This is a genomic window from Duganella levis, assembly GCF_009857605.1.
Lineage (GTDB): Bacteria > Pseudomonadota > Gammaproteobacteria > Burkholderiales > Burkholderiaceae_D > Rugamonas > Rugamonas levis.
In genome coordinates this window covers 607,681-633,126 of the sequence record NZ_WWCT01000001.1, presented here as the reverse complement: position 1 = coordinate 633,126, position 25,446 = coordinate 607,681, and the positions used below count along the sequence as shown (strand labels likewise).

Sequence of the window (25,446 nt, the reverse complement as noted above, 5' to 3'; positions counted from 1 at the left end):
AAGGCCCGATTAATGAACTGAACCCCGAAAGTTGGACACAACTTTCGGGGTTTTTTCATGACTAAGTTTGACGAGTGATTTAAACGTTCGGTAGTAAAGCAATATGCCTCGGGCAGATTCACATGCGCTGCGATAGCCAGAAACAATGGTGTGTCAGCAAGAATGGTAAAGCTCTGGGTTGCATTGCATGAGCGGTATGGAGCGGCTGGGCTACGCAAGAAATTCGAGCACTATGACGCTGCCTTTCGTCTACGTGCGTTGAAAAACATGTGGAAGAACCATTGGTCTTATGCCGAGACGGCTATTGCTATGGGTATTCGCAGTGCTGGATGCCTTGCCACATGGGAGCACTGCTATCATAGCGGTGGTGTAGATGCTCTGAAACCACGAAAACGTGGACGACCGCCCCAAATGCCCGATTTCCCGAACGCTCAAACACCTACCACCACTGACGACGAAAGCCGTAGCAAGAAAGACTTGCTGGCAGAAATCGATCAGCTGCGCATGGAGAATGCGTACTTAAAAAAGTTAGAAGCCTTAGTTCAGCGACAGAAGGCGACAACGCGCAAAAAGCGCAAGTAGTCGCTGAACTAAGGCAGCACTTTCCGTTGGCGGGTCTGCTCAAGTGTGCAGGGCTGCCGCGTAGCACTTTCTATTATCAACAGAAGGTCTCGCAAACGCTGGATGGGGAACAGAAGGTTAAGAAGCAGATCCAGCGCATCTTCGATCGCCATCGTGGACGCTATGGATATCGCCGCGTCACCGCCGCTCTTGGACAGCAGGGACAGCACATCAATCACAAAAAAGTACAGCGTCTGATGAATGAACTCGGACTCAAATCATTGGTACGGCCTAAGAAATATCGGTCCTACCGAGGTGAGATCGGGCAGGCAGCTGAGAACACCTTGGATCGCGACTTCCGCGCCGCCAACGCCAATGAGAAATGGGTGACGGATGTAACCGAATTCAATGTCGCGGGAGAGAAGCTGTATTTGTCGCCGGTGATGGATTTGTATAACGGTGAAATTATCGCTTTTGAGACTGCTCGGCGACCAGCCTATGAACTCGTCGGCGCCATGTTGAAGAAGGCTCTGCGTAAGCTCAAGCCTGGCGAACGGCCGATGCTGCATTCCGATCAAGGTTGGCACTACAGGATGCCGGCCTATAAGCGCTTGCTGCAGCAAAGAGGCATTAAGCAGAGCATGTCACGCAAAGGAAACTGCTGGGACAATGCCGCCATGGAAAGCTTCTTCGGGGTGCTGAAAACAGAATTCTTTTACCTCAACAAGTTTGACAGCATTGATGCACTCCGAATCGGCATTAAGAAATACATCAGCTACTACAATCATGATCGCATTAAGATGAAACTAAAAGGGCTGAGCCCTGTGCAATACAGAACTCAGCCCCTGGCTGCCTAGCAAATTAAACCGTCCAACTACTGGGGGTCAGTTCATAAATCGGGCCTTTTTTTATTGGCTACGCGCCAGGAGGCGGACCGCCGGCGCCAGGGCCAGGACCCCCCGGACCACCGGGGCGCGGGCCCCATCCTTCCTCGCGATGCTCGCTGCTGGACGCGGTGCCACCGAAGCGGTACGACAGGCCGACATAGAACACGCGGCCGTCGAAGCGGCGGGTGCTCGTCTCGCGCAGCGTGTCGCTGTCGATGATGGTTTGCATCTTGTTGGTGTTGAACAGGTCCGTCACGTTGGCCACCAGCGTCAGTTGCGGCGTCACGGTGTGGCGCCAGCTCATGTTGAAGGTGTGGTTGGCCGAACGGTAGCCCTGGCCGGACAAGGTTTTGCCCATCATTTGCAGCGCCATCTGGATCTGGTTGGCGGCGTCGTACGAATAGTTCAGTCGCGCGCGGCCGCTCAGCGAGTTGGCGGTGCGCGTGATCAGATTGCCGCTGTCGTCGTAGAAGCTTTGCTGCGAGCGCGCCAGGTTGCCGCTGGTGTTCAGCGTCAGCGATGGCGTCAGCTTGCCGCTCACGGTGAATTCCAGGCCGCTGGAATGGCTGCCTTCGCCGTTGGCGCGGGTGGTCAACAGCACGTTCGGCGCGACGAAGTAGCGGTAGTCGACGATGGAATCGGTGTCCTTGCGGTAGTAGCCGCGCAGATTGGTTTCCAGGCCGGCGATCTTGGTCTCGTAACCCACTTCGAAGGAATCGGTCTTGGTCGGCTTCAGGTTCGGGTTACCCGAGAAGACGTTGAACTCGTCGCGGTAGGTCACATACGGATTCAGGTCGTTGGCGTTGGGACGGCGAATCCGGCGCGCGTAGGCGAAGCGCAGGTTGGCGTTGTCCGTGACCTTGTACGTGGCGTAGGCGCTCGGGATGTAGTTGATGTAGTGATTCTTCGCCTCGACACTGCCGGTGATCTGGTTAATGTCCATGTCGGTGTACTCGGCGCGCAGGCCGGCCAGCGCACCCCAACGGTCGTTCAGGCGCATCTGGTAAGTGCCGTACAGCGCGTACACGGTTTCATCCAGCTCATAGGCATTGGTGCGGCCGTTGTTGACGGTGGCGGCGCCGCTGATCGGATTGATGTCGGTGTACAGCGTGTTGACGTTGTTGTCGTTGGTGGCGATCTTGTAGCCGGTCTTCGCGGTGCCGCCCCACAGTGGACGCTCGTAATCGCCGGTGAAGTCGACGATGCGGGTGTCATTGTGGTTGCGCTGGTTGGCCTTGGTGTCGATCCAGCCCGGCGTGGCGTAGGCGTTGGCGTAGTTGTTGACGTTGTCGTTTTCCGAGGCCGACACGCGCAGGTCGATCTTCAGCGTTTCGTTCGGCAGATCGCCCTTGTGGTCGTAGCGCGCGCCCCAGCCATAGTTGTTGCTGTCGCCGGTGCGGTTGGTGCTGCGCACGTAGTCGGCGGCCGGAATCAGGCTGGTGGCGCCGTTGACGTAATGGTCGCTGGACTGCTGGTCGTTGGTGCGCTTGTTGTAAGAGGCGCTGCCGGTCAGGGTGTCGGTCTGGTTCAGGTTGTAGCTGACGGTGCCGTTCAAACCAGCCATGTCGTTCAGGCCGCGGCCGACCGAGGTCTGGTTGTTGTGGACGAACTGGCCGGTGCCGGTGTCCAGCGTGTCGCGCACCACGTCGGCGGTGGAGTTGCGGCCGTCATGGCGCACGTTGGCGCTGCCCTGGAAGCCCCACGGGCCTTCGTTGTAGCTGCCGTTGACGGCGCTGTTGTAGCGGCCGGCGGTGCCGGCGTTACTGTTGACGGTGGCCATGCCACCCGGCTTGCGGTTGCGGCGCATCACCAGATTCAGGATCGGACCACCGCCGGCTTCATTGCCGAACTGCGCGCCGGGATTGTTGATCACCTCGACCGACTCGATATCGTCGGCCGCCATCGCCTGCAATGCCGGGCCGCGGTTATCGCCTTGCAGCATGGCCGACGGCTTGCCGTCCACCATGATCTGCACATTGGTGCTGCCCCGCAGCGTGACGGTGCCGTCGGGATCGACGTTGACCGATGGCACGTTGTTGAGCGCATCGGCGGCGGTGCCATTGGTGCTGGAGATGTCGGACTTGACATCGTAGACCTGGCGGTCGATGCGGTTGGTCGGGCGCTCAGCGGAAACGGTCACTTCCGGCAACACTTCCTTGGCCTTGGCGGGCGCAGGAACGGTGGCGGTTGTCGGCTTGGCTGGCTTGGTGGCTGGCGTTTCGGGAGTGGCGTTTTGGGCGTAAGCTGGCAGAATAGCGCTGCCGGTCAGGCAGCAGGTAAGCAGGATCTTTTGCATAATCTGGACGGCACAACGTCTCTATACGGTAGAGTTGCCATTATACCAGTTGCATATTCGTGAATTAGCGCCATTTACGCTTCTTTACCTTGGCTTAACATTGAGAGGGAATAAGGTATGGCACGCGGTACAGCTTCCATCGGTAAGGACAATTACACCACCCAAATCGAGGTCAGCGGACACGCGCTGACGGCCGACGAACCGGCCCGCAACGGCGGCCAGGACACCGGTCCGGCGCCATATGATTACCTGCTGGCCAGCCTCGGCGCCTGCACCACCATCACGCTGCGCATGTACGCCGACCGCAAGCAATGGCCGGTGACAGCGGTCGACGTCGCCCTGCACCTGACCCATGCGGAAGACGGCAGCCTGCTGATCCGCCGCACGCTGACCATCGGCGGCGATATCGACGCCGCGCAGCAAGCCCGCATGGCGGAAATCGCCGAAAAGACGCCGGTCACGCTGACGTTGAAAGCCGGCCTGCGCATCGATACCACGCTGGCCTGACGCCACTTCTGTAGCCATCTGGTTGAGATAGGCTTACCGGGTGGAGCTGGTAACTGCAAATTAATTTTATCTCATCGGGAACCTGGGAATACGGCCTGTGGTCTAAACCACAGCAAGTTGAGCCGTATAACCCTTCCCGGGAGATGATATGAAGCCGATCAACCATCTGGCGGGGCTGCTGATGGCCGCCGCCAGTTGCTCCGCCGTTGCTGTGCCCTTGCTGGTCGAGGGTTTTGATGACATCCGCACGCTGCCCGCCAACGGCTGGGTGCTGATCAATAACAGTGCGCCGCCTGGTAGCACCAACTGGTTCCAGGGCAATCCGGGATTCTTCCCGGCTGCCGCCGGGCCCGCCGATTCCTATATCGCGGCCAACTTCAACAATGCCGCGTTCGGCGGCGAAGTCAGCAACTGGTTGCTGACGCCGGAAGTCAACCTCTACAACGGCGAGTCGCTGAACTTCTCGCTGCGCCTGCTGGGCGAGGGCGCGCTGGACCGGGTGGAAGTCTACTTCAGCACCAGCGGCGCCAGCACCGACGTCAGCAACAGTTTCTCTTTGTTGACGGCGTTTGAAGCCGACCTCGATACCGGCTGGCGACAACGTGCCGTGCTGGTTAACGGTCTGACTGCACCGGCCAGCGGCCGCTTCGGCTTCCGCTACGTGGTCGACGATACCAGTCTCAACGGCAACTACATCGGCATCGACAGCGTCAGTATCAACGCCATCCCCGAACCTGCGACGGTGGCGTTGATGTGTATTGGCGCGATGGCCTTACGTTTCCGCAAGCGCTGGTGCCGCCGTTGGCTGTTCGCTGGCGGCATGGCCAGCCTGACGCTGGCGGCGCACGCGGCCGCGCCGGATCAGGACGGCGTGATGCGGTTCCCGCACGTGCAGGTCGTGAATCAGCCAGGCACGCAAGCGGCCCCGTCCGGCGGCGGCCTCATGGCCTATAAAGACCCGGTCACCGGCAAGTTGACCAGTCCCAATCCCGAACAGGCCGCCTTGCTGACTTCGGCAATGCGGGTGGCGGCGCCGTTGGCCAAACAGGCGCCGCCGCAAGTGGCGCGCGCCCGGCATGGCGGGGTGCGCCTGATGCTGGACGAGCGCCACGACCGCTTCGCCGTCGCCCGCAAGGCAGCCGACGGCGGCATCACCGAAACCTGCGAGCCGGCGCCGGGAGAGCAAAAATGAACAAGCTGCTCACCATCTTGCTGGCGCTGCTGCTGTGCTCCAACAGCTGGGCCGCCGCCACCATCACCATCGTCAATGGCGACCCCGCCGGCGTCGGCTTCAACGATCCGACACCAGTGACGCCGGTGGGCGGCAACACTGGCATCACGCTGGGTGCGCAACGCTTGAACGCGTTCCAGGCCGCCGCCAGCAAATGGGGCGAAACGTTGGATAGCAATGTCCCCATCCGCGTGCTGGCCACCTGGGACGCGCTGCCGTGCACCGAGACCGCCGCCGTGCTGGGCAGCGCCGGCGCGCTGGAAGTGTTTTCCGACTTCCCCGGCGCGCCGCAAGCCAACGCCTGGTTCGGCAAGGCCGAGACCAACAAGCTGATCGGCTTCGACGCCGACCCGGACACGCCCGATATCCGCGCCCGTTTCAACGTCAACCTGGGCCTGCCGGGCTGCTTCACCGGTTCGCCGTTCTATCTTGGGCTGGACAACAACCATGGATCGAATACCGACCTGGTGACGGTGCTGCTGCACGAGTTTGCACACGGCCTCGGCTTCCAGACCTACACCGACGACGAGACCGGCGAGCTGCTGGCCGGCATTCCCAGCATCTGGGATTACTTCCTGCTGGATACGACCACTGGCAAGGTGTGGAAGGATATGAACAACGCCGAGCGGGTGGCGTCGGCCATCAAGTCCGGCAAGCTGGTGTGGAATGGCGTGCAGGTCACCAATGCCGCGCAGGTCGTCCTGCAGGCTGGCACCCCGATCCTGACCGTGTTGACGCCGCCGGAAGTGGCGGGGGTTTATCAAGTCGGCACCGCCGCTTTCGGGCCGCCGCTGAGCAGTCCCGGCCTGACCGGCGAGGTGATGCCGGTGGTGGATACGCCGCCGGACTTGGGCCTGGCGTGCGTGCCGCTGTCGGACCTCAATACGCGAGCGGTGCGGGGCAAGATTGCGATGATCGACCGGGGCACGTGTACTTTCGTGGTCAAGATCCGCAACGTGCAGGAGGCGGGCGCCATCGGCACGATCGTGGTCGACAATGTGGCCGGGGCGCCGCCGCCCGGCATTGGCGGCAGCGATCCGGGCATTGTGATCCCGGTGGTGCGCATTACGCTGGAAGACGGGCAGGCGTTGAAGCAGGCCCTCGCCAAGCGCACCCGCACGCATTCCGGCATGTACGCCAACCTCGGCGTCAATCTGGGCGTGCGGGCCGGCACCGATCCGCTGGGCCGGGTGCTGATGTACGCGCCACGGCCCAATCAGCCGGGTTCGTCGGTGTCGCACTACGATACCAGCGCCACGCCCAACCAGTTGATGGAGCCGGCCATCAATGCCGACCTGCGGCATGAGGTCAAGCCGCCGTTCGACCTGACTTATCCGCTGCTGAAGGACATCGGCTGGTGATCAGGCCGGGGCTGTGGTGACGTAATCGACGATGCGGTCGGCGCAGGCTTCCGAAATGGCGATGAAGCGGGCGCCGTTGCGGAAGCGGCCGTGGCTGCCTACCGCGCTGCTATTGACGATGGTGAGGGTGATCTCGTTGCGTATAGCGCTGCCGGGAAAGCAGAAATTCAGTAGCAATTGTTCATCAGTCGGCATGGCATGGTCGCTGACAAATGCTACGCCCATGCGCGAGATATCGATGATCTGCGTCGGTTGTGCGTGTTTTCCTTGCATGTCACTGAGATAAGCGTCTACCTGTAGCAAACGCCGTACATGCTCTCGTCTCGGGTCCATCGTTTTTTGGGATAGCCGCTAAAACCAATAGTATAGTGTGGCGGCGTACATACCGGCGATATGTTTTTTAATACGCTGAGTGCATGACTACACCACTCGACAAGAAGATAGACCGGCTGCTGCACAAGGTATTCGGTATGGAGGCGCTGCGCGATGGCCAGCGCCGCGTGATCGACAGCGTGCTGGCCGGCCGCGATACGCTGGCCGTGATGCCCACCGGGAGCGGAAAATCGCTGTGCTACCAGTTGCCGGCGCGCCTGATGGATGGCATGACGCTGGTGGTGTCGCCGCTGATCTCGCTGATGAAGGACCAGGCGGAGCGGCTGGAGGAGACCGGCATCGCCAGCGCCACGCAGGTCAACAGCAGCCTGTCGCGTGCCGATGAATTAGAGGCGCTGGAGAGCATCGAAAAGGCCGGCAAGGACGTGGTGTTCTGCACCCCCGAGCGGCTGGCCACGGCCGAGTTCCAGGAACTGCTGAAGCTTAAGAAAATTGCACTGGTCGTCATCGACGAAGCGCACTGCATTTCGCAATGGGGGCACGACTTCCGGCCGGCGTTCATGGAAATCGGCGCGGCGCTGGACGCGCTGGGCAAGCCGCAGGTACTGGCGTTGACCGCCACCGCCACCGACGACGTCATTGCCGACATCCGCAGCCAGCTTGGCCGGCCGCGCATGCGGGTGGTGAATACCGGGATTTATCGCCCTAATTTGCAATACCGCGTGCGCCAGGTGACCAATCCGGATGAAAAGAACCAGATGCTGCTCGACCTGGTGCGCGAAACGCCCGGAGTGGGCATCATCTACGCCGCCACCGTCAAGGCGGTGAACGAGACGTACCGGCTGCTGCTGGACGCCGGTGAAAGCGTCACGCTCTACCACGGCCGCCTGAAAGCGGCGGAGCGCAGCGAGAACCAGAACCTGTTCATGGACGGCGAACGGCGCGTGATGGTGGCGACCAACGCCTTCGGCATGGGCATCGACAAAACCGACACCCGCTTCGTCATTCATCTGCAAGTGCCGGGCAACCTGGAAGCCTACTATCAGGAATCCGGCCGCGCCGGCCGCGATGGCGAGGATGCCGAATGCACGCTGCTGTACTACCACGACGACACGCGGCTACAGAAGTTCTTTCTCATGAAGAGCAAGGCGCCCGACGAGAAGCATGAACTCGACCGCGAAAAGCTGGAACGCATGATCAGCTACGCGCAAAGCGGCTTTTGCCGCTGGAAGCTGCTGCTGGATTACTTCGGCGATCCGGTGCCGGGCTTCGAGCATTGCTGCCGTTGCGACAACTGTCTGGCGCCGCCGGTCATTTCCGCCCTAGGGGATAACCTCGAACAGCAGGAACTGGGTCACCTGGGTCTTGCTGAAGTTATCGTCCGAGATCAGCATCAGGCTGGCGTGGCCGTTGGCTAGGCGCGGGCCGAACGAAATCCCTTCCAGGTTATCGATGATCGGCAGGCCGACACTGGCCAGGTCCAGCACCAGGCGCTTCTTCACTTGCGTGAACGTCGCGCCTTGCAGCGTCGGCAGGTGCTGGATGTCGGTGGCGCCGGCGGTGTCGATCTCGTAGATGCGCACATAGGTCTTGTAGCTGTTGTCGTCGGCCTGCACGCCGGAGCGTTCCAGCGTCAGCATGCGGGTGTCGCTCAGGGCCAGCATCTCCGAGATACCATTGTCGGCTTCCTTGCCCTTGCCCGGCGTGGCGGGAATCGCGTCGAGCGGATAGGCGTACTGGCCCAGCACCTTGCCGTCACGGGTAAAGTGGGTGATGCGGTTGACCGCGCCGTGCATCGGGTCAGGCGCGGGACCATCCTGGTACATCGGGCCTTCCAGCGACACCCAGAGCGTGCGGCCGTCCAGTGCAAAGCTCAAGCCTTCAAACGCCTGATTGTCGCGCGGGCCGAACTTGCGCTCCTTCGATACCGTGAACAGCGGCGGCAGCGGCAGTTCCGAGATAAAGCTGCCATCGCGGCGCGCATGACGCACAAATGGATCGAGACCCAGCTTGACGTCACCTTCGCTGGCATACCAGATGCTGCCGTCCTGCGGATCGACACGCATGGTTTCCAGGTCCGGCACCACGCCGACGCCGGCCTTGTAGGCTTCCTTGGATGGATAGACGCTGCCATCCGGCTGCAACAGCAACGATACGCCAGTCAGCTGCGCCGATTTGAACGCGTGCTCGTCGAACGCCAGCTTGGCGCGGTAGTAGCGCGCCGGATTGTGCTGCGAGCGGTCGTCGCTGATCATCACCCATTCGTCATTGGCGGCATCGTAATCGATGCCGGACAGGCCGCCCACCATCGTGCCTTGGTACTGCATGCGGTAGGGCAGGCGCTGTTCGCCGATGAAGCGCAGGCTGGAGATAGTTTCAGGTTGCTGAACCGGCAGCTGCGCGCAGGCTGCAAGCATTAGCGCGCTGATAAGAGTGGCAATGGTCTTTTTCATGGAGGCGCATCATAGCATCACTCGATAAACCACTGCGGGAACGGGTCGGGATAGTGCTGCCAGACCGCTTCGCCGGCGGCGGCTTCCGCATCCGTCAGCACGCAGTAGGAGAAGGCTTCCTCAATCGCGGCGCGGTCGAGATTCTGGCCAATGAACACCACTTCGTTAAAACGGTCGTCATAAGGCTCGGCCCAGCGGCCAACCGGCTCCACCGACGCGATCTTGCCGGCGCGCGAATAGGTCACCGCCCATTCCGGCCGTGTGGCCAGCCACAGATAGCCCTTGGCGCGTATCAGGCCGGGGAAAGCCTGGTCGAGAAAACGGTTGAAGCGCTGCGGATGCAAGGCGCGCGGCTCGCGCAGCACAAAGCTGGAGATGCCGTACTCCTCGGTCTCCGGCGTGTGTTCGCCGGCCAGTTCACGCGCCCAGCCGGCCATTTCGCTGGCTTTCTCCAGATCGAACTTGCCGGTGCCCAGAATTTTATGCAGCGGCACGCGGCCGCGTTCTGCATAAGTAATCGTCGCGCCAGGATTGAGCGCCTTGATCACGGCGCGGACCTCGCCCAGATGCTCCAGCGAGACCAGGTCGGTTTTGCTGACCACCACCACGTCGGCAAACTCGATCTGCTCGGACAGCAGGCCAGCCAGCGAGCGGTCATCGCCTTCGCCGGCGGTTTCGCCGCGCTGCGCCAGGAAATCGGTGCTGTTGTAGTCGGCCAGCAGGTTGAGGGCGTCGACCACCGTCACCATGGTGTCGATGCGCGCCACCTGGTTGAGCGAATGGCCATCTTCATCCTCGAAATCGAAGGTGGCCGCCACCGGCATCGGCTCGCCCACGCCGGTCGATTCGATCAGCAGATAATCGAAGCGGCCCTCGGCGGCCAGCTTGCGTACTTCCAGCAGCAGATCTTCGCGCAGCGTGCAGCAGATGCAGCCGTTGCTCATCTCGACCATTTTCTCTTCGGTGCGCGACAGTTCGGCGCCGGCGTTGGCGCTGCCGTCGCGCAGCAGACTGGCGTCGATATTCACCTCGCTCATGTCGTTGACGATGACGGCCACGCGCAGGCCGTCGCGGTTGGCCAGGATGTGGTTGAGCAGGGTGGTCTTGCCGGCGCCAAGGAAGCCGGAAAGCACGGTGACGGGGAGGCGTGGGTCTGGAACAGGCATGCTGAATCTCGCTTAATAAATGCAATCAAGTTGCATATTAAGTGGATTCAAGTGTTAACGCAACAGGGTTGCGTTAGTTTGGCGTCAAATTATTTCTTGCGGTTGCAGCTGGCGCAGGTGCCCTTGATGAGGAAGTCGATTTCCTGGGTCTGGAAGCCGTCCGGCAGCTTGATCTTGCGCGGCAGCGCCACGTCGGTGAAGCAGGTGACCTGCTCGCACTTGGTGCACTGGAAGTGCGCATGCTCGTGCGCGTGCTGGCCGGCGCCGGCACTGAAGCGCCATACCTGATCGGCGCCGGCGATGCGGTGGATCAGTTCATTTTCGGTCAGCCATTCCAGCACGCGGTACAGCGTAACCGAGTCGAGTTCCTCACGCGTGGTCTTGGCCAGGTGGGCTTGAATCTCGTGATGGGTCAGCGATTTTTTCTGGCCCAGTAAAAAGTCCAGGACCAGGACGCGCTGGCGGGTGACGCGGGCGCCGGTAGCGCGGATTTGTGATTCGGCGATATCTGTGTGCATCCCGCTATGGTAACACGGCGCGTATTGCGGTTAGAATACCGGCCATGAAGTCCCGCCGCCCGTTTGTTCATCTGTTCCTCGCGCTCCTGCTGCTCCTGACGCAGCAGGTCGGGGTAACGCACATCTATTCGCACTGGGATGGGATTGAGCAGCAGCAGAACGTCCAGCTGAGCGACGAGGACCACGCGGAACACCGCAAGCGCGTCGCCGTCCACAAGGTCTGCGCGGAATGCGTGTCGGTGGCGCAGATGGCGGCTGCCATCACCAGTTCGCCGCTGACGCTGGCCATTTCCACCCTCAGCACCGGCCCGGTCACCGTGCCGACCACGCTGCCTGCATGCGAACGCACCACCTGCGTTTTCCAGTCCCGCGCACCACCTCTGGCCTGACACCCAAAATCCGTTTTTACATTTTGAGTTTTTTGCGCCGCTGCGGCCCGCAAGGGTACGTCGTGCGCGACCGTCAATTACATCGCTAGAGGTTTTACAATGAAGATTCAACGCACGCTGCTGGCCGGCGCGATCCTGTCCGCCTATTCCACGCTGGCTTTCGGCCAGGCCGCTGTTCCGCAGGTGATGGTTACCGCATCCCCGTTCAGCAATGCCGCCAGTGACCAGATCCTGACCCCGGCCAAAGTGCTGGCCGGCGACGAACTGCGCGACAAGACCGGCAGCTCGCTGGGCGAAACGCTGTCGCAGGAACTGGGCGTGTCGGCATCGGCGTTCGGCGCCGGCGCTTCGCGTCCGATCATCCGCGGCCTGGAGGGCGCCCGCGTCAAGATGCTGGAAAACGGCATGGCCGTCTCCGACGTCTCCGGCTTGTCCAACGACCACGCGGTGGCGGCGGAAGGCGCGGTGGCGCAGCAGATCGAAATCCTGCGCGGCCCGGCGGCGCTGCTGTATGGCTCGGGCGCCATCGGTGGCCTGGTCAACGTCGTCAACGAACGCATCCCGACTGCGCTGGAGCCCAAGCTCACCGGCCAGCTGGAAGCGCGCGGCAGCACGGTCGACAGCGGCCGCAATCTGTCTGGCACCATTGACGGTTCGGTCGATAAAATGGCGTGGCACATCGACGGTAATTTCCGCAATGCCGACGACTACAAAATCCCCGGCAACCGGGTGCAGGGCGACCCTGATTCGGCGTCCGGCCGCTTGCCGCATTCGGACACGCGTGCGCGCACCGGCGGCATCGGCGGTTCGTGGGTGGATAGCTGGGGCTTTGTCGGCGTGTCGGCATCGCGCCTGTCGAATGTGTACGGCATCCCGAGCGACGAAGGCTCTAAGATCGAACAGAAGCAGACCCGTTACGACATCGACAGCCTGGTAAAAGCGCCGTTTGAAGGCTTCGAGACCTTCAAGTTCAAGGCCGGTTACACCGACTACAAGCACGCCGAAATCGGCGAAGACGGTGCGCCGGAAGTGCTGTTCAAGAACCGCGCCACCGAAACCCGCATGGAACTGACGCACAAGCCGGTCGCCGGCTGGCATGGCACGTTTGGCCTGCAAACCGAGAACACCAACTTCTCGGCATTGAGCGCGGAAGGCGGCCCGGATACCGTGCCGGTCACGCATTCGACCTCCAACGCCGTGTTCATGGTCGAAGAAACCGATTTTGGCCCGGTCAAATTCAACGCCGGCGGCCGCGTGGAGCGCGTCAAGCGTGAGCCGGTGACGGGTGTGGAGCGCTCGTTCAACCTGCAATCGGCGTCGGTGGGCGGCCTGTGGCCGTTCGTGCCGGGCTACGCGATCGGCGCCACGCTGTCGTATGCACAGCGCGCGCCATCGACCGAGGAACTGTATTCCAGCGGTCCGCACGACGCCACCGTCACCTTCGATATCGGCGACGCCGATTTCAAGAAGGAGACCTCGCGCAATATCGAACTGAATCTGCAGAAGACCACGGGCCTGGTGCGCTGGAAGGCCAACGTTTTCCGCAACAAGGTCAGTGACTTCATCTACGGCCACATCACCGGCAACCTGCTGGACGCTGAGGGCAACCCAGGCGACGAACTGCGCGAGCGCATCTTCGAGCAGGCCGACGCCACCATCCAGGGCGCGGAAGCAGAACTGGAATACAACCCGACCGGCGCCGGCTGGTCCGGCCGCGTGTTCGCCGACACCTCGCACGGCAAACTGGAACGTGGCGGCAGCCTGCCGCTGCAACCGGCCAATCGCGTCGGCGTCAGCACCGCGTACAAGATGGGCGCCTGGCGCGCCGGCCTGTCGCTGGTGCACGCGCAATCGCAGGATCGCCTGGCATCGTTCGAGACCAGTGATACACCAAGCTACAACCAGTTGAACGCCAATCTCTCGTACACGCAAAAAGTGGATGGCGCCGACCTGACCTGGTTCCTGCTGGCGAAGAATCTGACCAACGACGAGATCCGCGTTTCGACCTCGGTGCTGAAGGATATCGCGCCGCTGCCGGGCCGTAATGTGGTGTTTGGCGTGCGCGCCAAGTTCTGATGCGTTAGTCGCGCGGCGCGGCGAACTGCTGCTCGACCAATCCAATCAGCGCGGCTTGCATCTGCTGCTTTTCCAGGTCGGAGAAGTGGCGGATGTTGAGCATCTCCAGCATGACGAAGCCGTCCAGCGCTGTCCATACCGACAGCGCCAGGCCGGCACTCTCGGCCACCTGCGCCAGGTCGCCGCTGCGGCTGTCGTACATGCTTTTCACGGGCACCAGCAACGAAGGATAGGTCGAGGCGGCGGCCAGCAGGTTGGCCATGATTTTTTTCTCCTGGGCGCCCATCGTAAACGCGTAGTTGATACGCGCAATCAGGAACTTCTTGATCGCCGAACGCGGTTCCGCCTTGGGATCGACGCAATATGCATCGACCTTGGCGCGCATGCGCTCGACCAGGGCGTGCAGCAAGGCCTCTTTGGATTTGAAGTGGTAAATCAAGCCGCCCTTGGTGATGCCTGCGCGTGCGGCCACGCCATCGAGCGTCACGTCGTGAACGCTGCCCTCCGAGATGATGGATTCGAGGACGTCCAGAAGCGCATCGCGATTGCTGGTGCGCGCTCCGTGAGCTGGGGTCATGACGATTTAGGGATAGGTGATAGTACGTAATTTTACTATACCGGCCCTATACGCAACAAATCATGCATATCAAGTAAATGAAAAGCAATGAACATTTCCAAAGGTTAACCATGTACTATACGTATAGTATAGTTAAAAAAGGAGCCTGTGAGATGCAGTTGAAACATCGATTAATCGTGAGCCTCGGACTACTGACTTTGCTGTCGCTGCTGATCGGCGGTGTCGGGATTGTTGGCGTGCGGACCCTGAACCAGAACCTGGGCGACATCGCGGACGTGAATAATCCGGAGATGTTATTCGCCAGCGCGTTGCAGAACTCCATCCAGGATCGCATGATCGCCATCCGCAACGTGATCCTGCTGACCGACCCGCAAATGGTGGCGCCGGAAGTTGAGCGCATCAAGCGCCAGGAAACCGCCTACCGCGATGCCTACACCCGCCTGGGCAAGATGTTTGAGGCGGAAGCCGGCACCACCGACGAGGAAAAGCGCCTGTTCACCAAGCTGGGAGAACTCGAATCGGCTGCGTTGCCCGCGTTCGATGCGGTGCTGGAAGCAGGGCTGAAGAACGAGCGCGAGCTGGCGACCAGGCTGGCGATCGAACGGCTGCGGCCAGCCCAGCGCGCATGGATCGACGCCGCGCAGGCGCTTAAGGACAAGGAAATCAAGTTGAATGAAGATGCCAGCGCCGTCGCCAAGCGCGGCGCGGATAAAACCTACACCACGATCCTGTTGCTGGTGGCGGTAGCGCTGGTGGTGAGCGTGACCGTGAGCGTGCTGCTGACGCGCGGCGTGATGCGGCAGCTGGGCGGCGACCCCGCCGAAGCGCAGGCCATTGCCGGAGAAATCGCCGCTGGCAACCTGGCGTTCGCGGTCGATACCTCGCAAATGGCCAACGACAGCCTGATCGCCTCCCTCGAACGGATGCGCGTGAGCCTCAACCGCATGGTGGCGGAGATCAAGGGATCAGCCGACACAATCGCCCATGCCGCCGCTGAAATCGCCGACGGCAATAGCGATCTGTCGCGACGCACCGAGGAGCAGGCATCCTCGCTGGAGGAAACCGCCGCCAGTATGGAAGAGATCACGTCGACCATCGGCAACAACAGCAATAACGCGGCGCAGGGACAGGGCGTGGCGGAAAGCGCTTTGCAAATGGCCGTTACCGGCGGCGCCGTCGTGCAGCGTGTGATCGCCGCCATGGACAAGGTGTCGGATGGCAGCACGCGCATGACCGAAGTGATTGCGACCATTGAAGGTATCGCCTTTCAGACCAATATCCTGGCGCTGAACGCCGCAGTGGAAGCCGCGCGCGCCGGTGAGCAGGGGCGCGGTTTTGCCGTCGTGGCCAGCGAGGTGCGCGCGCTGGCGCAGCGCTGCGCGGCAGCGTCGCAGGAGATTCGCAACCTGATCATGGGATCGGTGTGGGATATCGATAGCGGAGCGGCGGCGGTTGACGAAGCCGGGCGCGCGATGTCCGGCATCTCGGATTCGATCGGCCGGGTCAGCGGCATCATGCGTGAAGTGGTGGCGGCGTCGGTCGAGCAGCGCGCCGGCGTGGAGCAGGTCAACGCGGCCATCATCAGCATGGACGACGTTACGCAGCAAAACGCCGCACTGGTGGAGCAGGCGACAGCGGCGGCACACGCATTGGCGGGGCAGGCGGAGGGCTTACGCGCCACCGTTGCCCGTTTCAAGGTGGCGTCGCTGCCGTCTGCCGACAGACAGCCGGTGAAGCTGCTGAATTGATGCGCGCTGTGTTGATTGCCTGGCTGCTGTGCTGCGCCGGGTGGCCGGGCGTGTGCGCCGCTGTGCCAGGCGAAAAATTCAAGCTGCTGGCCTATGATCAGCCCCCCTACACCGAGGCCGATGCTGATGGCACGCCCAAGGGCGCGGCGGTGGAGATGGTGCAGATTGGCAGCGGCATGTTCTCCCGGCTCGATTACGCGTCGCATGACGAGTGGAGTTTTCGCAAGCTGATCATGGGGCGGGTCGATGCGGTGATCACCGGCCGGCAGGCCGGCATGGCGATGCTGAAAAAACTGGATGCCACTGCCAGCGTGCGTATCGTTGGACCGCCGCTGGATGTCACGGAGAGCTATATCATGTTCGACAAGAGCGCCGTCGATGCCGGTTTTCTGCGACGCTTTAACGCGGCCATGGCGCTGATGCGGAAAGACGGCAGCGCACCCCGCATCAGGGTGAAGTACGGTTTGCAGTAAGGTGTCAGACGTGAAGGCTGTCGAGAATCGCGGCCTTCAGATGTGCGGCATCGGCGTCGCCGCGCTTGCGCGGTGAGGGGCCAGGATGGAATTCGGTCAGGCCGCCGTCCAGCAGGACCACGCGGTCGCTCAGGTAGAGCGCTTCGTCGATATCGTGCGTGACCAGCAGCACGGTGAGTTTGTGCTGCTGCGCGACTTTCAGCAGCAGGTCTTGCAGTTTCATGCGGGTGAAGGCGTCTACGGCGGAGAAGGGTTCGTCCAGCAGTAGAACGCGCGGTTGGGTGAACAGACCGCGCGCGATGGCGGCGCGTTGGGCTTGGCCGCCGGACAGCTGCTTCGGCAGCGCTTCTGCATGGTCTTGCAGGCCGACTTCCGCCAGCAGGCGCGTGACCAGCCGTTGCGAGGACAGGGCGTTGTTGCTGTCGAAGGCGACGTTTTCGGACACTGTCAGCCATGGGAACAGGCGCGGTTCCTGGAAGATGAAGCCGATGTCGCGGCTGACGCCGTGCAGCGCTTTGCCATCGAGTTTGATCTCGCCGCTGAAATCCCGATCGAGGCCGGAAGCAATCGATAGCAGGCTGCTTTTGCCGCAGCCGCTGGCGCCGATCAGGCTGACCAGTTCTCCTTCTTGTAGTTGCAGGCTGACGTCGCGCAGCACGGTGCGCGCGACGTAGCGTTTTTCGGTTACGTGAATGTCGAGGGCGATGGTCATGCGTAGCTGTCGCGCCATGCAAGGCTGCGTTTTTCGATGGCGGCCATCAGGCTGTCGCTGATTTTGCCGAGAATGGCCAGCAGGAAGATGGCCGCTAATACGATATCGGCGCGGCTGGTTTCGCGGCCGTCGGAGAGCAGGTATCCGAGGCCTTTGCTGGCGGCGATCAGTTCTGCGGCGACCATGAACATCCACGCCAGACTGAGGCCGTTGCGCAGGCCGGTGAGGATGGCCGGCAGGGCGGCGGGCAGCAGCACTCGCCGCGTTAGCGCGACGTTGGACAGACGGTATAGGCGCGCCACTTCAATCAGTTTGCGGTCCACGCCGCGGATGCCGGAAGCAACGCCCATATAGATGGGGAAGAAGGCGCCGATGGCGATCAGGACGATTTTCGGTGCTTCGTCGATGCCGAGCCAGAGCAGCAGCAAAGGCACCCAGGCCAGCGACGGAATCGCACGCAGGGCCTGGAAGCTTGGATCGAGAATGGCTTCGGCGTGGCGGCTCAGGCCCACGGCGGCGCCCAGCAGCACGGCCAGCACGGCGCCCGCCGCGAAGCCCGCGACCACCCGCAGCGTGCTGGCGACGATATGGCCAGCCAATCCTTGCGCGCCAAGGTCGCGCAATGTATCCAGAATCTGCGATGGCGCAGGCAGCATATTGGCCGGAATCAGCCCGCCACGCACCGATAGCTCGACCGCCACCAGCACGGACACCGGCAACAGCAAACCAAGCAAAGCCCGCCGCCAGCGGCCACCAGCCGCACTTGGCGCGCTGACCCCGGCTGCGGCTGTGTGTGGCGCAGACGTGGTGACGCGCGTTGCTTCGCGGGGCGCGGTGGCGGCGTCTGTGGGCGATGCGGCCAGTTGGCTGCTCATGCTGGCTGCTCCTATGCCTTCGTGATGTAAGGCCGTGCGAAGCGGGTATCGACCAGCTCCGCGATGGCGCGGTTCAAGTCCGTATCGCTCTTGACCAGCGCCTCGGCTTTGAGGATCGGCGCGGCCACCTGCAAGGCCTTCACATGCTCGCTGCCCGGCTGAGGATTGCTGAAATCACTGCGCAGTTTGACCTGCAACAGCGCCACCGGCAACGTCACCTTAGCCTCTTCAGATAAAATCTTGGCCGCCTCGCTCGGATTGGCGATCACCCAGGCGCGTGCACGTTCATATGCCTTGATCACCCGCGCCACTTCCACCGGCCGCGTCGCCAGGAACTCCTCACGGACATTCAGGAAACCGTAGGTATTAAACGCCACATTCCGGTAAATAAGCTTGGAGCCGGCTTCCAGCTCGCTGGCCGCCATGTGCGGATCAAGTCCCGCCCACGCATCCACCTTGCCTTGCTCCAGCGCCGCGCGGCCATCCGCATGCTGCAAGCTCACATGCTCGATATCGCTGCGCTTCAAGCCCGCAGTCTGCAAGGACCGCAGCAGGAACAGATACGGGTCGGTGCCCTTGGTGGCCGCAACCTTCTTGCCCTTCAAATCCGCCACGGAGCGAATCGGCGAATCCTTGCGCACCACCAGCGCCGTCCACTCCGGACGGGAGAAAATGTACGGCGTCTTGATCGGATTGCCATTCGCTTTAGCCAGCAATGCCGCCAGACCCGCAGACGAGCCGATATCGATACTGTTCGCGTTCAGATACTCCAGCGCGCGATTGCTGCCGGCGCTCAGCACCCAGCGCACCTGCACGCCGTCCGCCTTGAACTCCTCCTCCAGCCAGCCAAAGCGCCGCAGCACCAGACTGGTAGGCGAGTAGTAGGCGTAGTCCAGCCGCAGCTCCTTCAGCGGAGCGGCAACCACCAGCGATACAGGAGACAAACCAGACAAGGCGGCACTGCCGGCCAGCTTCAACAGGGTTCTGCGCTTCATGTTTTCCCAAGGTTAGGCGAGGATGCGTAAAGTATTACATCCACGCCTAAGCAGGTACACGAAGAAATCCGGCTTTACATAGTTGAAAAGCGCATCAAGCCAGGGCTTCCGCCGGACCAAAGAACTCGTAATGCGTCTGCGACGCCGGTACGCCCAGCTCCGCCAGATGCGACTTGATCGCTTTCATGAACGGCGTCGGGCCGAGGAAGTAGGCGTCCACATCGCGCGTCTCCGGCAACCACGCGGTCAGCTTCTGCGGATTGAGGTAGCCGGTGGAATGCGGCTGCACCGAACTGGCGTCGGCCAACTCATAGCAGTAAAAGCGCTGCAATTGCGGATGCTTTGCGGCCAGCGCATCGATATGATCGCGGAACGCATGCACGCCGGCGTGGCGCGCCGCGTGAATGAAGTGGACCGGTCGATCGGTGGTCAGCGCCGCCGTCAACATCGCCAGCGTAGGCGTGATGCCGACGCCACCGCTGATCAGCACCAGCGGCTTGTCGCTGTCGGCCAGCACAAAGTCGCCCGATGGTGGGAACAGATCGATGCTGTCGCCGACCTGCACGCCATCATGCAGAAAGTTGGACACCACGCCACCCGGCTCACGCTTCACGCTGATGCGATAGCTTGCGCCATTGGCCGTCGCGGACAGCGAATACTGGCGACGCTGTTCCGCGCCATTCACCGTCAGCAGCACGCCGATGTACTGGCCAGGCTTGTGCGCCACCACCTTGCCGCCATCGGCAGGCGTCAACACGAAGGACGTAATCTCATCGCTTTCCACCGTCTTGGCAGTCACCTTGAAGGCGCGCGCACCGCGCCAGCCGCCTTCGGCCTGCTCGTTTTCCTTGTAGACGTTTTCCTCGGCCCCGATCAGGATATCTGCCAGTTGACCGTAGGCCGCGCCCCAGGCCTCAATCACCGCATCCGTCGCCACCTGGTCGCCCAGCACTTCGCGGATCGCCTTCAACAGCGCGGCGCCGACGATGGGATAGTGCTCCGGCTGGATCTGCAGCGACACATGCTTGTTCACGATGGTGCCGACCAGCGGCCCGAGTTTTTCCAGCTTCTCGATATTCTTCGCATACATCAGCACCGCATTGGCCAACGCGCGCTGCTGGTTGCCGTCTTGCTGGTTGGCCTGATTGAACATGGGCTTCACGTGCGGGTAGTCGCGGAACAGCGATTGATAGAAATGACGGGTCAGGGCTTCGCCGCCTTCTTCCAGGATAGGGACGGTGGCGGTGATGATGGCTTTATGTTCGGTGCTCAGCATGATGATCTCTGTCTTTATGAAGTTTTGACGTAAACAAGTATATCATATGAATGTTTAAATGCGCACGAGACGCCACCGAAAATCCGGCGGCGCCCGCGAGGGTTAGAGATCGAACTTCAGCTCAGCGACGTAAGTACGTTGCGGGTAGGGATGGAAGTTCCAGTACTGGTAGTTATTCAGATTGTCGATGCCGAGCGCCATGCTCCACTGCGCATTGAAGCGATAGCGCACGCGCGCATCGGCAGTGAAGTACTTGCTGGAGCCTTGATAGGCGAAGCCGTTGACATCCGAATTATCCAGCGTCGAATACTGCTTGCCGCTGTAACGCCCTGCCAGCGTCATCGACAGCTTGTCGCTGACGGCGTAAGAGGCGACGCCAGTTGCGCGCCATTCCGGAATGCGCGGTTGCCATTTGCCGATGCTGCTCGGCGCCTTGTCGTTGCGGATGATCTTCGAATCGGTCCACGTCAGACTGGAACTCAGATCGAGGCCGCGCAGCAGCACATCATTGGCGCCATACGACACCTCCAGGCCCTTGGTGCGGATCAGATCCACATTCTGGATATTCGTGACCATCGGCGTGACCAGCACATTGGTCTGCGAGTACAGCGCATCGGCGGTGCGCTCGCCGAACGCGGTCAGGCGCAGATAGCCGGTGGCCAGCTTGCGTTCACCACTCAGCTCTGTGGTCCACGACTTCTCGGGCTTGAGATTCGGATCGTTGTTGGTCAACTGGCCGGCGGCGTTGACGCCGCCCTGGTACAACTCGGATACCGTCGGCATGCGCACCGCGCGGCCCAGCGACGCCTTCAGCACCCAGTCCTCGCTGGCCTGATACGCCAGCGCGGCTTTCGGCGACACATAATTCTCGGTGCGCTCCGCGTACGATGCAGACTTGGTGGCATTGGCAATCACACCGTCATGCGCATGCCAGCGCTCGAAGCGCGCACCCAATACCGTCTTCCACTGCGGCGCAAACTTCCACGTATCCTGCGCATACAGGCTGTTGATTTCCGACTTGCCGCCGAAGCGTGAAGTCGGATTGCCGCTGGCCGCGCCGTTGATCCAGTCGGTAGTGGGCGTCTCGGTGCTGCTTAACTTGTAGGCCTCGCGCTGATAGCCGAATTCCGCTACGTTCCCGGCATCGGGACGCCACACACCCTTGGCCGCAAACGTGTTCCAGCCAGTGCAGCCCTGATTCACCAGCCGTCCCGCGCCGCCGGACAGCGCGGCCGGCATGGCGACTGTGGTGGCCGCGCGCAGCTGGTCCTTGTTGTAGTCATACAGGCTGGCCGCGACTTCCCAGTCGAACACGCCCTTGGTATTGGTCTTCACCGTCAGGCCATGCATGAAGTGCTGCAGGTCTTCGTTGGACAGATTGAAATCGGTCGGCGCCAGCGTGTAGGCGTGACCGTTCACATTGACCGTGCCGGTGTAGACCGGCTGGCCGGCCGCATCGCGCAGATACGTGGTCGGACGGCCTTCGGAATCATTGCGCCACAAGCCGAACGTGTAGGTGGCGCGCATGGTCGGCGAAAAATCGTAGGCCAGCTTGGCTTTCAACTGATCCTGCACTGTGTGGTACTGCGTGGCCGTACCAAGCAGATACCAGGGATTGTTGGTGCGGTCCAGTCCCGCCACCGCGCCGGTGACCGGCGTGCCTGCGCTGCTCAGCGGCGTGTTGGCCGAACGCGTAGGGAAGGTCAGCGGCTGGCCTTCGCTGTCGGTGCGGCTCAACGCCAGCCACCACGACCACGCGCCTTGACGGTCGCCCAGCTCAAAGCTGCCTTGCTTGCCGTCGTAGTTATCGTTGGTGCCGTACAGTTTAGACGGCTGATGCGTCAGCGTCAGCTTGGCGTGCGCTTCAAATTTGGTCGGCATGCGCGTGACGTAATCGACCACCGCGCCGACCGAATTGCCGCCATACGCGGCGGAGAAGGGGCCATACAGCACATCGACCCGTTCGATTTCCTCCGGGCTGACCATGCCCCAGCGCGGCGCGAAGGTGGCGCCGTTGCCCAGATAATTAGACAGCAGGATGCCGTCCGCGTAGACCATCGAGCGCGCACTGTTGCCGGTGCCGGAGGCGCGCGTCGATAGCACGGCGTGGTTGTAGTCGCCGATGTAGCGCTTGCGCACCAGAAGGCTGGGCAGGTATTTAAGCGCGTCCTCGGCATCGGTGGCGTTGATATCGCGTTCGATTTCTTCCTTGGTGATGCCCTCGATGGTGGTCGGGATCTGCGTCGGCAGCGAAGTAGGGCGGTTGCCGGTGACGGTGACCGTACCCAGTTGATGGAGCGGGACGTCTTCGTCTGCGTGGACGTGCGTAGCAAAGGCGGCAAGCAGCGCCAATGCCAATGGAGACAGATTGGTATTCATGGTATTCCTGATGATGCGGACAGATGGCCGCAATCCTTGATAGCGCACCAAGGACAGCGGAAACATAGGCTAACGATCAGGAAAAGGCGGGCGGTCCGCGCGGACTGGCGGCGCGCCACGTTTGAAGCGGCTGCGGCGCGGTGTAGAACAGCGGCGGATACACATCATGGCCGCCGATGATGGCGAAACCATTGATGGGCGACGGCGGCAGCGCCGGTGTCGACGCCTGCATGGCGCAGTAAGCGCAGTGCTCCATGCCATGCATGATATTGGTCGGCGCCTTCTTGGCGCCACTATCGACCGTACACATTTCCGCCAGCGCCGCCGTGGTGGTCGAGGCCAGCGCATGCGACACCGTCGGCGCAAGCGCGGCAAACAGGACGGCCAACATGGCGATCCAGATATGCAGCACTTGGCGTTTGGCGGAATAGAGCATTGGACAATTATAAACGACACAGCGAAATGCTAGTAATCGATAATGAGAACTGTTATCATTCCGCCTGTTTTTCAATACCAACTATTCTTCATATGCCTGAACTGTCCTTGAACGTTGCGCCATTTAAATTGACCGCGTTGGCCGCCGCAGTAGCCCTGTTGACGGCGCCGCTCGCGCTGCATGCCCAGCAAACCGATGACGCGCCGATGGAAACGATTCAAGTCTCGGGCAGCTGGCTCGGCTCCGGCCTGCAAAACAGCGTGAAGAATTTCGCCGGCGCGCGTACCGTGGTCAACAAGGAAGAGATCGAGGAAACCGGCGCCGCCAACATCGGCGACGTGCTGCGCCGCATTCCGGGCGTGCAATCGACCGACAACTCGGGCACGGCCGGCAGCGCGATTTCGCTCAACATCGGCATTCGCGGCCTGACCGGCCGTTACTCGCCGCGCTCGACCGTGCTGCTGGACGGCATTCCGCTGGCGGTGGCGCCATATGGCCAGCCGCAGCTGTCGTTTGCGCCGGTGAGCCTGAACAATATCGAATCGATCGACGTGGTACGTGGCGGCGGCGCGGTGCGCTACGGCCCGCAGAACGTCGGCGGCATCATCAACTTCCGCAGCCGTTCGATCCCGGAAGGCGAGGGCATCAGCGGCGACGCCAGCGTGCGCTACAACCACTTTAGCGAAGGCGACGGCAACCGCCAGTACAGCGCGTTTGTCGGCGGCACCGCCAGCAACGGCCTGGGTGTGGCGCTGATGTATTCGGGCATGGAAGGTTCGGAGTGGCGCCAGGGCAGTGACGAGCGCGTCAACGACGTCGCGATCAAGTTCCGCTATCCGCTGGACAATCACAGCGAGGTGTACGGCAAGGTGTCGTACTACGACGTGCTGTCGCGCACGCCGGGTGGCCTGACCGTGGCGCAATACAAGGCTGACCCGTTCCAGAACACCCGTCCGACCGACTTCTGGAGCGGCGACCGCCACGGCGTCGACGTCGGCTACCTGAATACCATCTCGACCACGCAGGAATTCGAGATCAAGGCCTACTACAACGAAAGCTTCCGCCAGAGCGCGCTGATCAATGCAGCCAAGACCCAGATCACCTGGCAGCCGCGTAACTACGAAGTGCTGGGCATCGAGCCGCGCTACACACAGCGTTTCAACGCCAGCGGCATGGTGCATGACGTCACCGTCGGCTACCGCTACCTGCGCGAGCGCGGCGACGACAACAGCTACCTGCAAACTGTGGCGACTGGCGTGAATGGCGCGATCGGCACCTTCGTCAACAGCACCGACGCGCACGCCGCTTACATCGACGACCGCATCGCGCTAGGCCAGTGGCGCGTTACGCCGGGCGTGCGTTACGAGCAGATCTCGTCGACCCGGAACGACGTCGCCGCCAAATCGACCTTTGAAACCGACAACACCAAGGCGCTGCCATCGCTGAACGTGGCCTACCTGCTGAATCCGGCGCTGACGGTGTTCGTCAACTACACCACCTCGTTTGGACCGGTGCAGAACACCCAGCTCAACTCGCAAACGCCGAACAACCCGCTGAAGCCGGAACTGGCCAAGACAGGAGAGGTGGGAGCGCGCTGGAAGAGCGGCGGCATGAGCGCCGAGGCGACCCTGTTCAAGCTCAAGTTCGACAACCAGATTGTGCAAGTGCCGGGCATCACGCCAGCGACGTTCCAGAACATCGGCGCAACCAACCACGACGGCATCGAAACGGCGGCCGACTACACGTTTGACGACGCCAGCGCGCTGGCCGGCCTGAATGTCTACGCCAACTACACCTACACCAAAGCGCTGCAGGAATCGGGCGCGACGGCAGGGCTGGATGTGCCATTCTACTCGCGCACCACCGACACCATCGGCGCGCGCTACCGCGTCGGCGCGTGGACGGGCAACCTGTCCACCACCCACCAGACCAAGCAGTACTCCGACACCGCCAACACGGTGGCGGAGTCGGCCAATGGCGCGGCCGGCCAGATCCCCGGCTTCCGCTTGTGGAACGCCAACGTCTCGTGGAAGCAGCGCGCCTACGAAGTCGCGGCCGGCGTCAACAACATCGCCGACAAGCGCTACTACACCCGCAACGTCGACGGCAACGCCGGCCGCATGGTCGGCGCTCCCCGCACCGCCTACGTCCAACTGCGCCTCACCTACTAAATCCGGGGTCAGGTCCGGCACTTGGA

21 protein-coding genes and 1 pseudogene are annotated in these 25,446 nt (G+C 61.9%); 10 read left to right on the top strand and 12 right to left on the bottom strand.

Features of this window, described 5'->3' with window-relative positions:
- The first annotated feature begins 57 nt into the window (after positions 1-57).
- A pseudogene (locus GTP69_RS02785) lies at positions 58-1,418 on the top strand (IS3 family transposase).
- A 58-nt stretch (positions 1,419-1,476) separates the two neighbouring features.
- Here the strand turns inward: GTP69_RS02785 and GTP69_RS02780 are convergent.
- On the bottom strand, positions 1,477-3,744 hold the full coding sequence (locus tag GTP69_RS02780) for an outer membrane beta-barrel family protein (RefSeq protein ID WP_161053419.1): 2,268 nt from the start codon (positions 3,742-3,744) through the stop codon (positions 1,477-1,479).
- Between the two features lie 117 nt (positions 3,745-3,861).
- Here GTP69_RS02780 and GTP69_RS02775 point away from each other — a divergent pair, with 117 nt between their 5' ends.
- The 3 genes from GTP69_RS02775 (at position 3,862) to GTP69_RS02765 (ending at position 6,843) form a co-directional block, all read left to right on the top strand.
- Entirely contained in the window at positions 3,862-4,251 is a 390-nt protein-coding gene (locus GTP69_RS02775; RefSeq protein ID WP_161053418.1) for an OsmC family protein, read from the top strand.
- 148 nt (positions 4,252-4,399) lie between these two features.
- Positions 4,400-5,443 (top strand): choice-of-anchor J family PEP-CTERM protein, encoded by a 1,044-nt coding sequence (locus GTP69_RS02770; RefSeq protein WP_161053417.1) that lies wholly within the window; start codon positions 4,400-4,402, stop codon positions 5,441-5,443.
- Positions 5,440-6,843 carry a PA domain-containing protein gene (locus GTP69_RS02765; RefSeq protein ID WP_161053416.1) on the top strand — a complete coding sequence of 468 codons (1,404 nt, stop codon included), beginning with the start codon at positions 5,440-5,442 and terminating at the stop codon, positions 6,841-6,843. The genes GTP69_RS02770 and GTP69_RS02765 overlap by 4 nt, the downstream gene beginning before the upstream one ends.
- Here GTP69_RS02765 and GTP69_RS02760 read toward each other — a convergent pair whose 3' ends face one another.
- On the bottom strand, positions 6,844-7,176 hold the full coding sequence (locus tag GTP69_RS02760; protein WP_161053415.1) for a PilZ domain-containing protein: 333 nt from the start codon (positions 7,174-7,176) through the stop codon (positions 6,844-6,846).
- Between the two features lie 83 nt (positions 7,177-7,259).
- Here GTP69_RS02760 and GTP69_RS02755 point away from each other — a divergent pair, with 83 nt between their 5' ends.
- Positions 7,260-8,594, top strand: coding sequence for a RecQ family ATP-dependent DNA helicase (locus GTP69_RS02755; RefSeq protein ID WP_161053414.1), 1,335 nt, complete (start codon positions 7,260-7,262; stop codon positions 8,592-8,594).
- Here GTP69_RS02755 and GTP69_RS02750 read toward each other — a convergent pair.
- From GTP69_RS02750 to GTP69_RS02740, 3 genes are all read right to left on the bottom strand, one after another.
- Positions 8,499-9,629 carry an esterase-like activity of phytase family protein gene (locus GTP69_RS02750; protein ID WP_161053413.1) on the bottom strand — a complete coding sequence of 377 codons (1,131 nt, stop codon included), beginning with the start codon at positions 9,627-9,629 and terminating at the stop codon, positions 8,499-8,501. The genes GTP69_RS02755 and GTP69_RS02750 overlap by 96 nt on opposite strands.
- A gap of 17 nt (positions 9,630-9,646) precedes the next feature.
- Positions 9,647-10,795 carry a GTP-binding protein gene (locus tag GTP69_RS02745; RefSeq protein WP_161053412.1) on the bottom strand — a complete coding sequence of 383 codons (1,149 nt, stop codon included), beginning with the start codon at positions 10,793-10,795 and terminating at the stop codon, positions 9,647-9,649.
- Between the two features lie 89 nt (positions 10,796-10,884).
- Positions 10,885-11,313 carry a Fur family transcriptional regulator gene (locus GTP69_RS02740; protein ID WP_110847770.1) on the bottom strand — a complete coding sequence of 143 codons (429 nt, stop codon included), beginning with the start codon at positions 11,311-11,313 and terminating at the stop codon, positions 10,885-10,887.
- Positions 11,314-11,357: 44 nt separating this feature from the next.
- On the opposite strand from GTP69_RS02740, the gene GTP69_RS02735 reads away from it, so the two are divergent.
- Together GTP69_RS02735 and GTP69_RS02730 are read left to right on the top strand one after the other, a co-directional pair.
- The gene (locus tag GTP69_RS02735) at positions 11,358-11,702 is read left to right on the top strand and encodes a hypothetical protein (RefSeq protein ID WP_161053411.1); all 345 of its coding nucleotides are present in this window, start codon (positions 11,358-11,360) and stop codon (positions 11,700-11,702) included.
- Between the two features lie 99 nt (positions 11,703-11,801).
- Positions 11,802-13,778, top strand: a complete 1,977-nt coding sequence (locus GTP69_RS02730; RefSeq protein ID WP_161053410.1) for a TonB-dependent receptor — start codon at positions 11,802-11,804, stop codon at positions 13,776-13,778.
- Positions 13,779-13,782: 4 nt separating this feature from the next.
- On the opposite strand, the gene GTP69_RS02725 is transcribed toward GTP69_RS02730, so the two are convergent.
- Positions 13,783-14,355: a TetR/AcrR family transcriptional regulator gene (locus GTP69_RS02725; protein ID WP_161053409.1), complete on the bottom strand. Its 573-nt coding sequence runs from the start codon at positions 14,353-14,355 to the stop codon at positions 13,783-13,785.
- A gap of 77 nt (positions 14,356-14,432) precedes the next feature.
- Here GTP69_RS02725 and GTP69_RS02720 point away from each other — a divergent pair, with 77 nt between their 5' ends.
- Together GTP69_RS02720 and GTP69_RS02715 are read left to right on the top strand one after the other, a co-directional pair.
- Positions 14,433-16,103 carry a methyl-accepting chemotaxis protein gene (locus tag GTP69_RS02720; RefSeq protein ID WP_308494404.1) on the top strand — a complete coding sequence of 557 codons (1,671 nt, stop codon included), beginning with the start codon at positions 14,433-14,435 and terminating at the stop codon, positions 16,101-16,103.
- Positions 16,103-16,576 carry a substrate-binding periplasmic protein gene (locus GTP69_RS02715; protein WP_161053407.1) on the top strand — a complete coding sequence of 158 codons (474 nt, stop codon included), beginning with the start codon at positions 16,103-16,105 and terminating at the stop codon, positions 16,574-16,576. Before GTP69_RS02720 ends, GTP69_RS02715 begins: the two co-directional genes overlap by 1 nt.
- Positions 16,577-16,580: 4 nt before the next feature.
- On the opposite strand, the gene GTP69_RS02710 is transcribed toward GTP69_RS02715, so the two are convergent.
- From GTP69_RS02710 to GTP69_RS02685, 6 genes are all read right to left on the bottom strand, one after another.
- Positions 16,581-17,306, bottom strand: coding sequence for an ABC transporter ATP-binding protein (locus GTP69_RS02710; RefSeq protein WP_229260769.1), 726 nt, complete (start codon positions 17,304-17,306; stop codon positions 16,581-16,583).
- The gene (locus GTP69_RS02705; protein ID WP_161053406.1) at positions 17,285-18,163 is read right to left on the bottom strand and encodes an ABC transporter permease; all 879 of its coding nucleotides are present in this window, start codon (positions 18,161-18,163) and stop codon (positions 17,285-17,287) included. The genes GTP69_RS02710 and GTP69_RS02705 overlap by 22 nt, the downstream gene beginning before the upstream one ends.
- 11 nt (positions 18,164-18,174) lie before the next feature.
- Entirely contained in the window at positions 18,175-19,158 is a 984-nt protein-coding gene (locus GTP69_RS02700) for an aliphatic sulfonate ABC transporter substrate-binding protein (RefSeq protein WP_161053405.1), read from the bottom strand.
- Positions 19,159-19,252: 94 nt separating this feature from the next.
- Positions 19,253-20,434: an NO-inducible flavohemoprotein gene (gene hmpA / locus GTP69_RS02695; protein ID WP_161053404.1), complete on the bottom strand. Its 1,182-nt coding sequence runs from the start codon at positions 20,432-20,434 to the stop codon at positions 19,253-19,255.
- Between the two features lie 102 nt (positions 20,435-20,536).
- A complete protein-coding gene (locus tag GTP69_RS02690; RefSeq protein WP_161053403.1) occupies positions 20,537-22,813 on the bottom strand; it encodes a TonB-dependent receptor in 2,277 nt (758 codons plus the stop codon).
- A gap of 76 nt (positions 22,814-22,889) precedes the next feature.
- Positions 22,890-23,204 carry a DUF2946 family protein gene (locus tag GTP69_RS02685; RefSeq protein ID WP_229260768.1) on the bottom strand — a complete coding sequence of 105 codons (315 nt, stop codon included), beginning with the start codon at positions 23,202-23,204 and terminating at the stop codon, positions 22,890-22,892.
- 137 nt (positions 23,205-23,341) lie between these two features.
- On the opposite strand from GTP69_RS02685, the gene GTP69_RS02680 reads away from it, so the two are divergent.
- Positions 23,342-25,420 carry a TonB-dependent receptor family protein gene (locus GTP69_RS02680; protein ID WP_161053401.1) on the top strand — a complete coding sequence of 693 codons (2,079 nt, stop codon included), beginning with the start codon at positions 23,342-23,344 and terminating at the stop codon, positions 25,418-25,420.
- Positions 25,421-25,446 lie beyond the last annotated feature (26 nt).

What these genes read in the sequence shown, in the direction of transcription:
- GTP69_RS02755 (WP_161053414.1), top strand. Translation starts at nt 7,260, where the DNA reads ATGACTACACCACTCGACAAGAAGATAGACCGGCTGCTGCACAAGGTA.
- GTP69_RS02740 (WP_110847770.1), bottom strand. Translation starts at nt 11,313, where the DNA reads ATGCACACAGATATCGCCGAATCACAAATCCGCGCTACCGGCGCCCGC.
- GTP69_RS02775 (WP_161053418.1), top strand. Translation starts at nt 3,862, where the DNA reads ATGGCACGCGGTACAGCTTCCATCGGTAAGGACAATTACACCACCCAA.
- GTP69_RS02745 (WP_161053412.1), bottom strand. Translation starts at nt 10,795, where the DNA reads ATGCCTGTTCCAGACCCACGCCTCCCCGTCACCGTGCTTTCCGGCTTC.
- hmpA (WP_161053404.1), bottom strand. Translation starts at nt 20,434, where the DNA reads ATGCTGAGCACCGAACATAAAGCCATCATCACCGCCACCGTCCCTATC.
- GTP69_RS02680 (WP_161053401.1), top strand. Translation starts at nt 23,342, where the DNA reads ATGCCTGAACTGTCCTTGAACGTTGCGCCATTTAAATTGACCGCGTTG.
- GTP69_RS02720 (WP_308494404.1), top strand. Translation starts at nt 14,433, where the DNA reads ATGAAAAGCAATGAACATTTCCAAAGGTTAACCATGTACTATACGTAT.
- GTP69_RS02705 (WP_161053406.1), bottom strand. Translation starts at nt 18,163, where the DNA reads ATGAGCAGCCAACTGGCCGCATCGCCCACAGACGCCGCCACCGCGCCC.
- GTP69_RS02730 (WP_161053410.1), top strand. Translation starts at nt 11,802, where the DNA reads ATGAAGATTCAACGCACGCTGCTGGCCGGCGCGATCCTGTCCGCCTAT.
- GTP69_RS02685 (WP_229260768.1), bottom strand. Translation starts at nt 23,204, where the DNA reads ATGTTGGCCGTCCTGTTTGCCGCGCTTGCGCCGACGGTGTCGCATGCG.
- GTP69_RS02710 (WP_229260769.1), bottom strand. Translation starts at nt 17,306, where the DNA reads ATGGCGCGACAGCTACGCATGACCATCGCCCTCGACATTCACGTAACC.
- GTP69_RS02760 (WP_161053415.1), bottom strand. Translation starts at nt 7,176, where the DNA reads ATGGACCCGAGACGAGAGCATGTACGGCGTTTGCTACAGGTAGACGCT.
- GTP69_RS02725 (WP_161053409.1), bottom strand. Translation starts at nt 14,355, where the DNA reads ATGACCCCAGCTCACGGAGCGCGCACCAGCAATCGCGATGCGCTTCTG.
- GTP69_RS02690 (WP_161053403.1), bottom strand. Translation starts at nt 22,813, where the DNA reads ATGAATACCAATCTGTCTCCATTGGCATTGGCGCTGCTTGCCGCCTTT.
- GTP69_RS02770 (WP_161053417.1), top strand. Translation starts at nt 4,400, where the DNA reads ATGAAGCCGATCAACCATCTGGCGGGGCTGCTGATGGCCGCCGCCAGT.
- GTP69_RS02780 (WP_161053419.1), bottom strand. Translation starts at nt 3,744, where the DNA reads ATGCAAAAGATCCTGCTTACCTGCTGCCTGACCGGCAGCGCTATTCTG.
- GTP69_RS02750 (WP_161053413.1), bottom strand. Translation starts at nt 9,629, where the DNA reads ATGAAAAAGACCATTGCCACTCTTATCAGCGCGCTAATGCTTGCAGCC.
- GTP69_RS02715 (WP_161053407.1), top strand. Translation starts at nt 16,103, where the DNA reads ATGCGCGCTGTGTTGATTGCCTGGCTGCTGTGCTGCGCCGGGTGGCCG.
- GTP69_RS02700 (WP_161053405.1), bottom strand. Translation starts at nt 19,158, where the DNA reads ATGAAGCGCAGAACCCTGTTGAAGCTGGCCGGCAGTGCCGCCTTGTCT.
- GTP69_RS02735 (WP_161053411.1), top strand. Translation starts at nt 11,358, where the DNA reads ATGAAGTCCCGCCGCCCGTTTGTTCATCTGTTCCTCGCGCTCCTGCTG.
- GTP69_RS02765 (WP_161053416.1), top strand. Translation starts at nt 5,440, where the DNA reads ATGAACAAGCTGCTCACCATCTTGCTGGCGCTGCTGCTGTGCTCCAAC.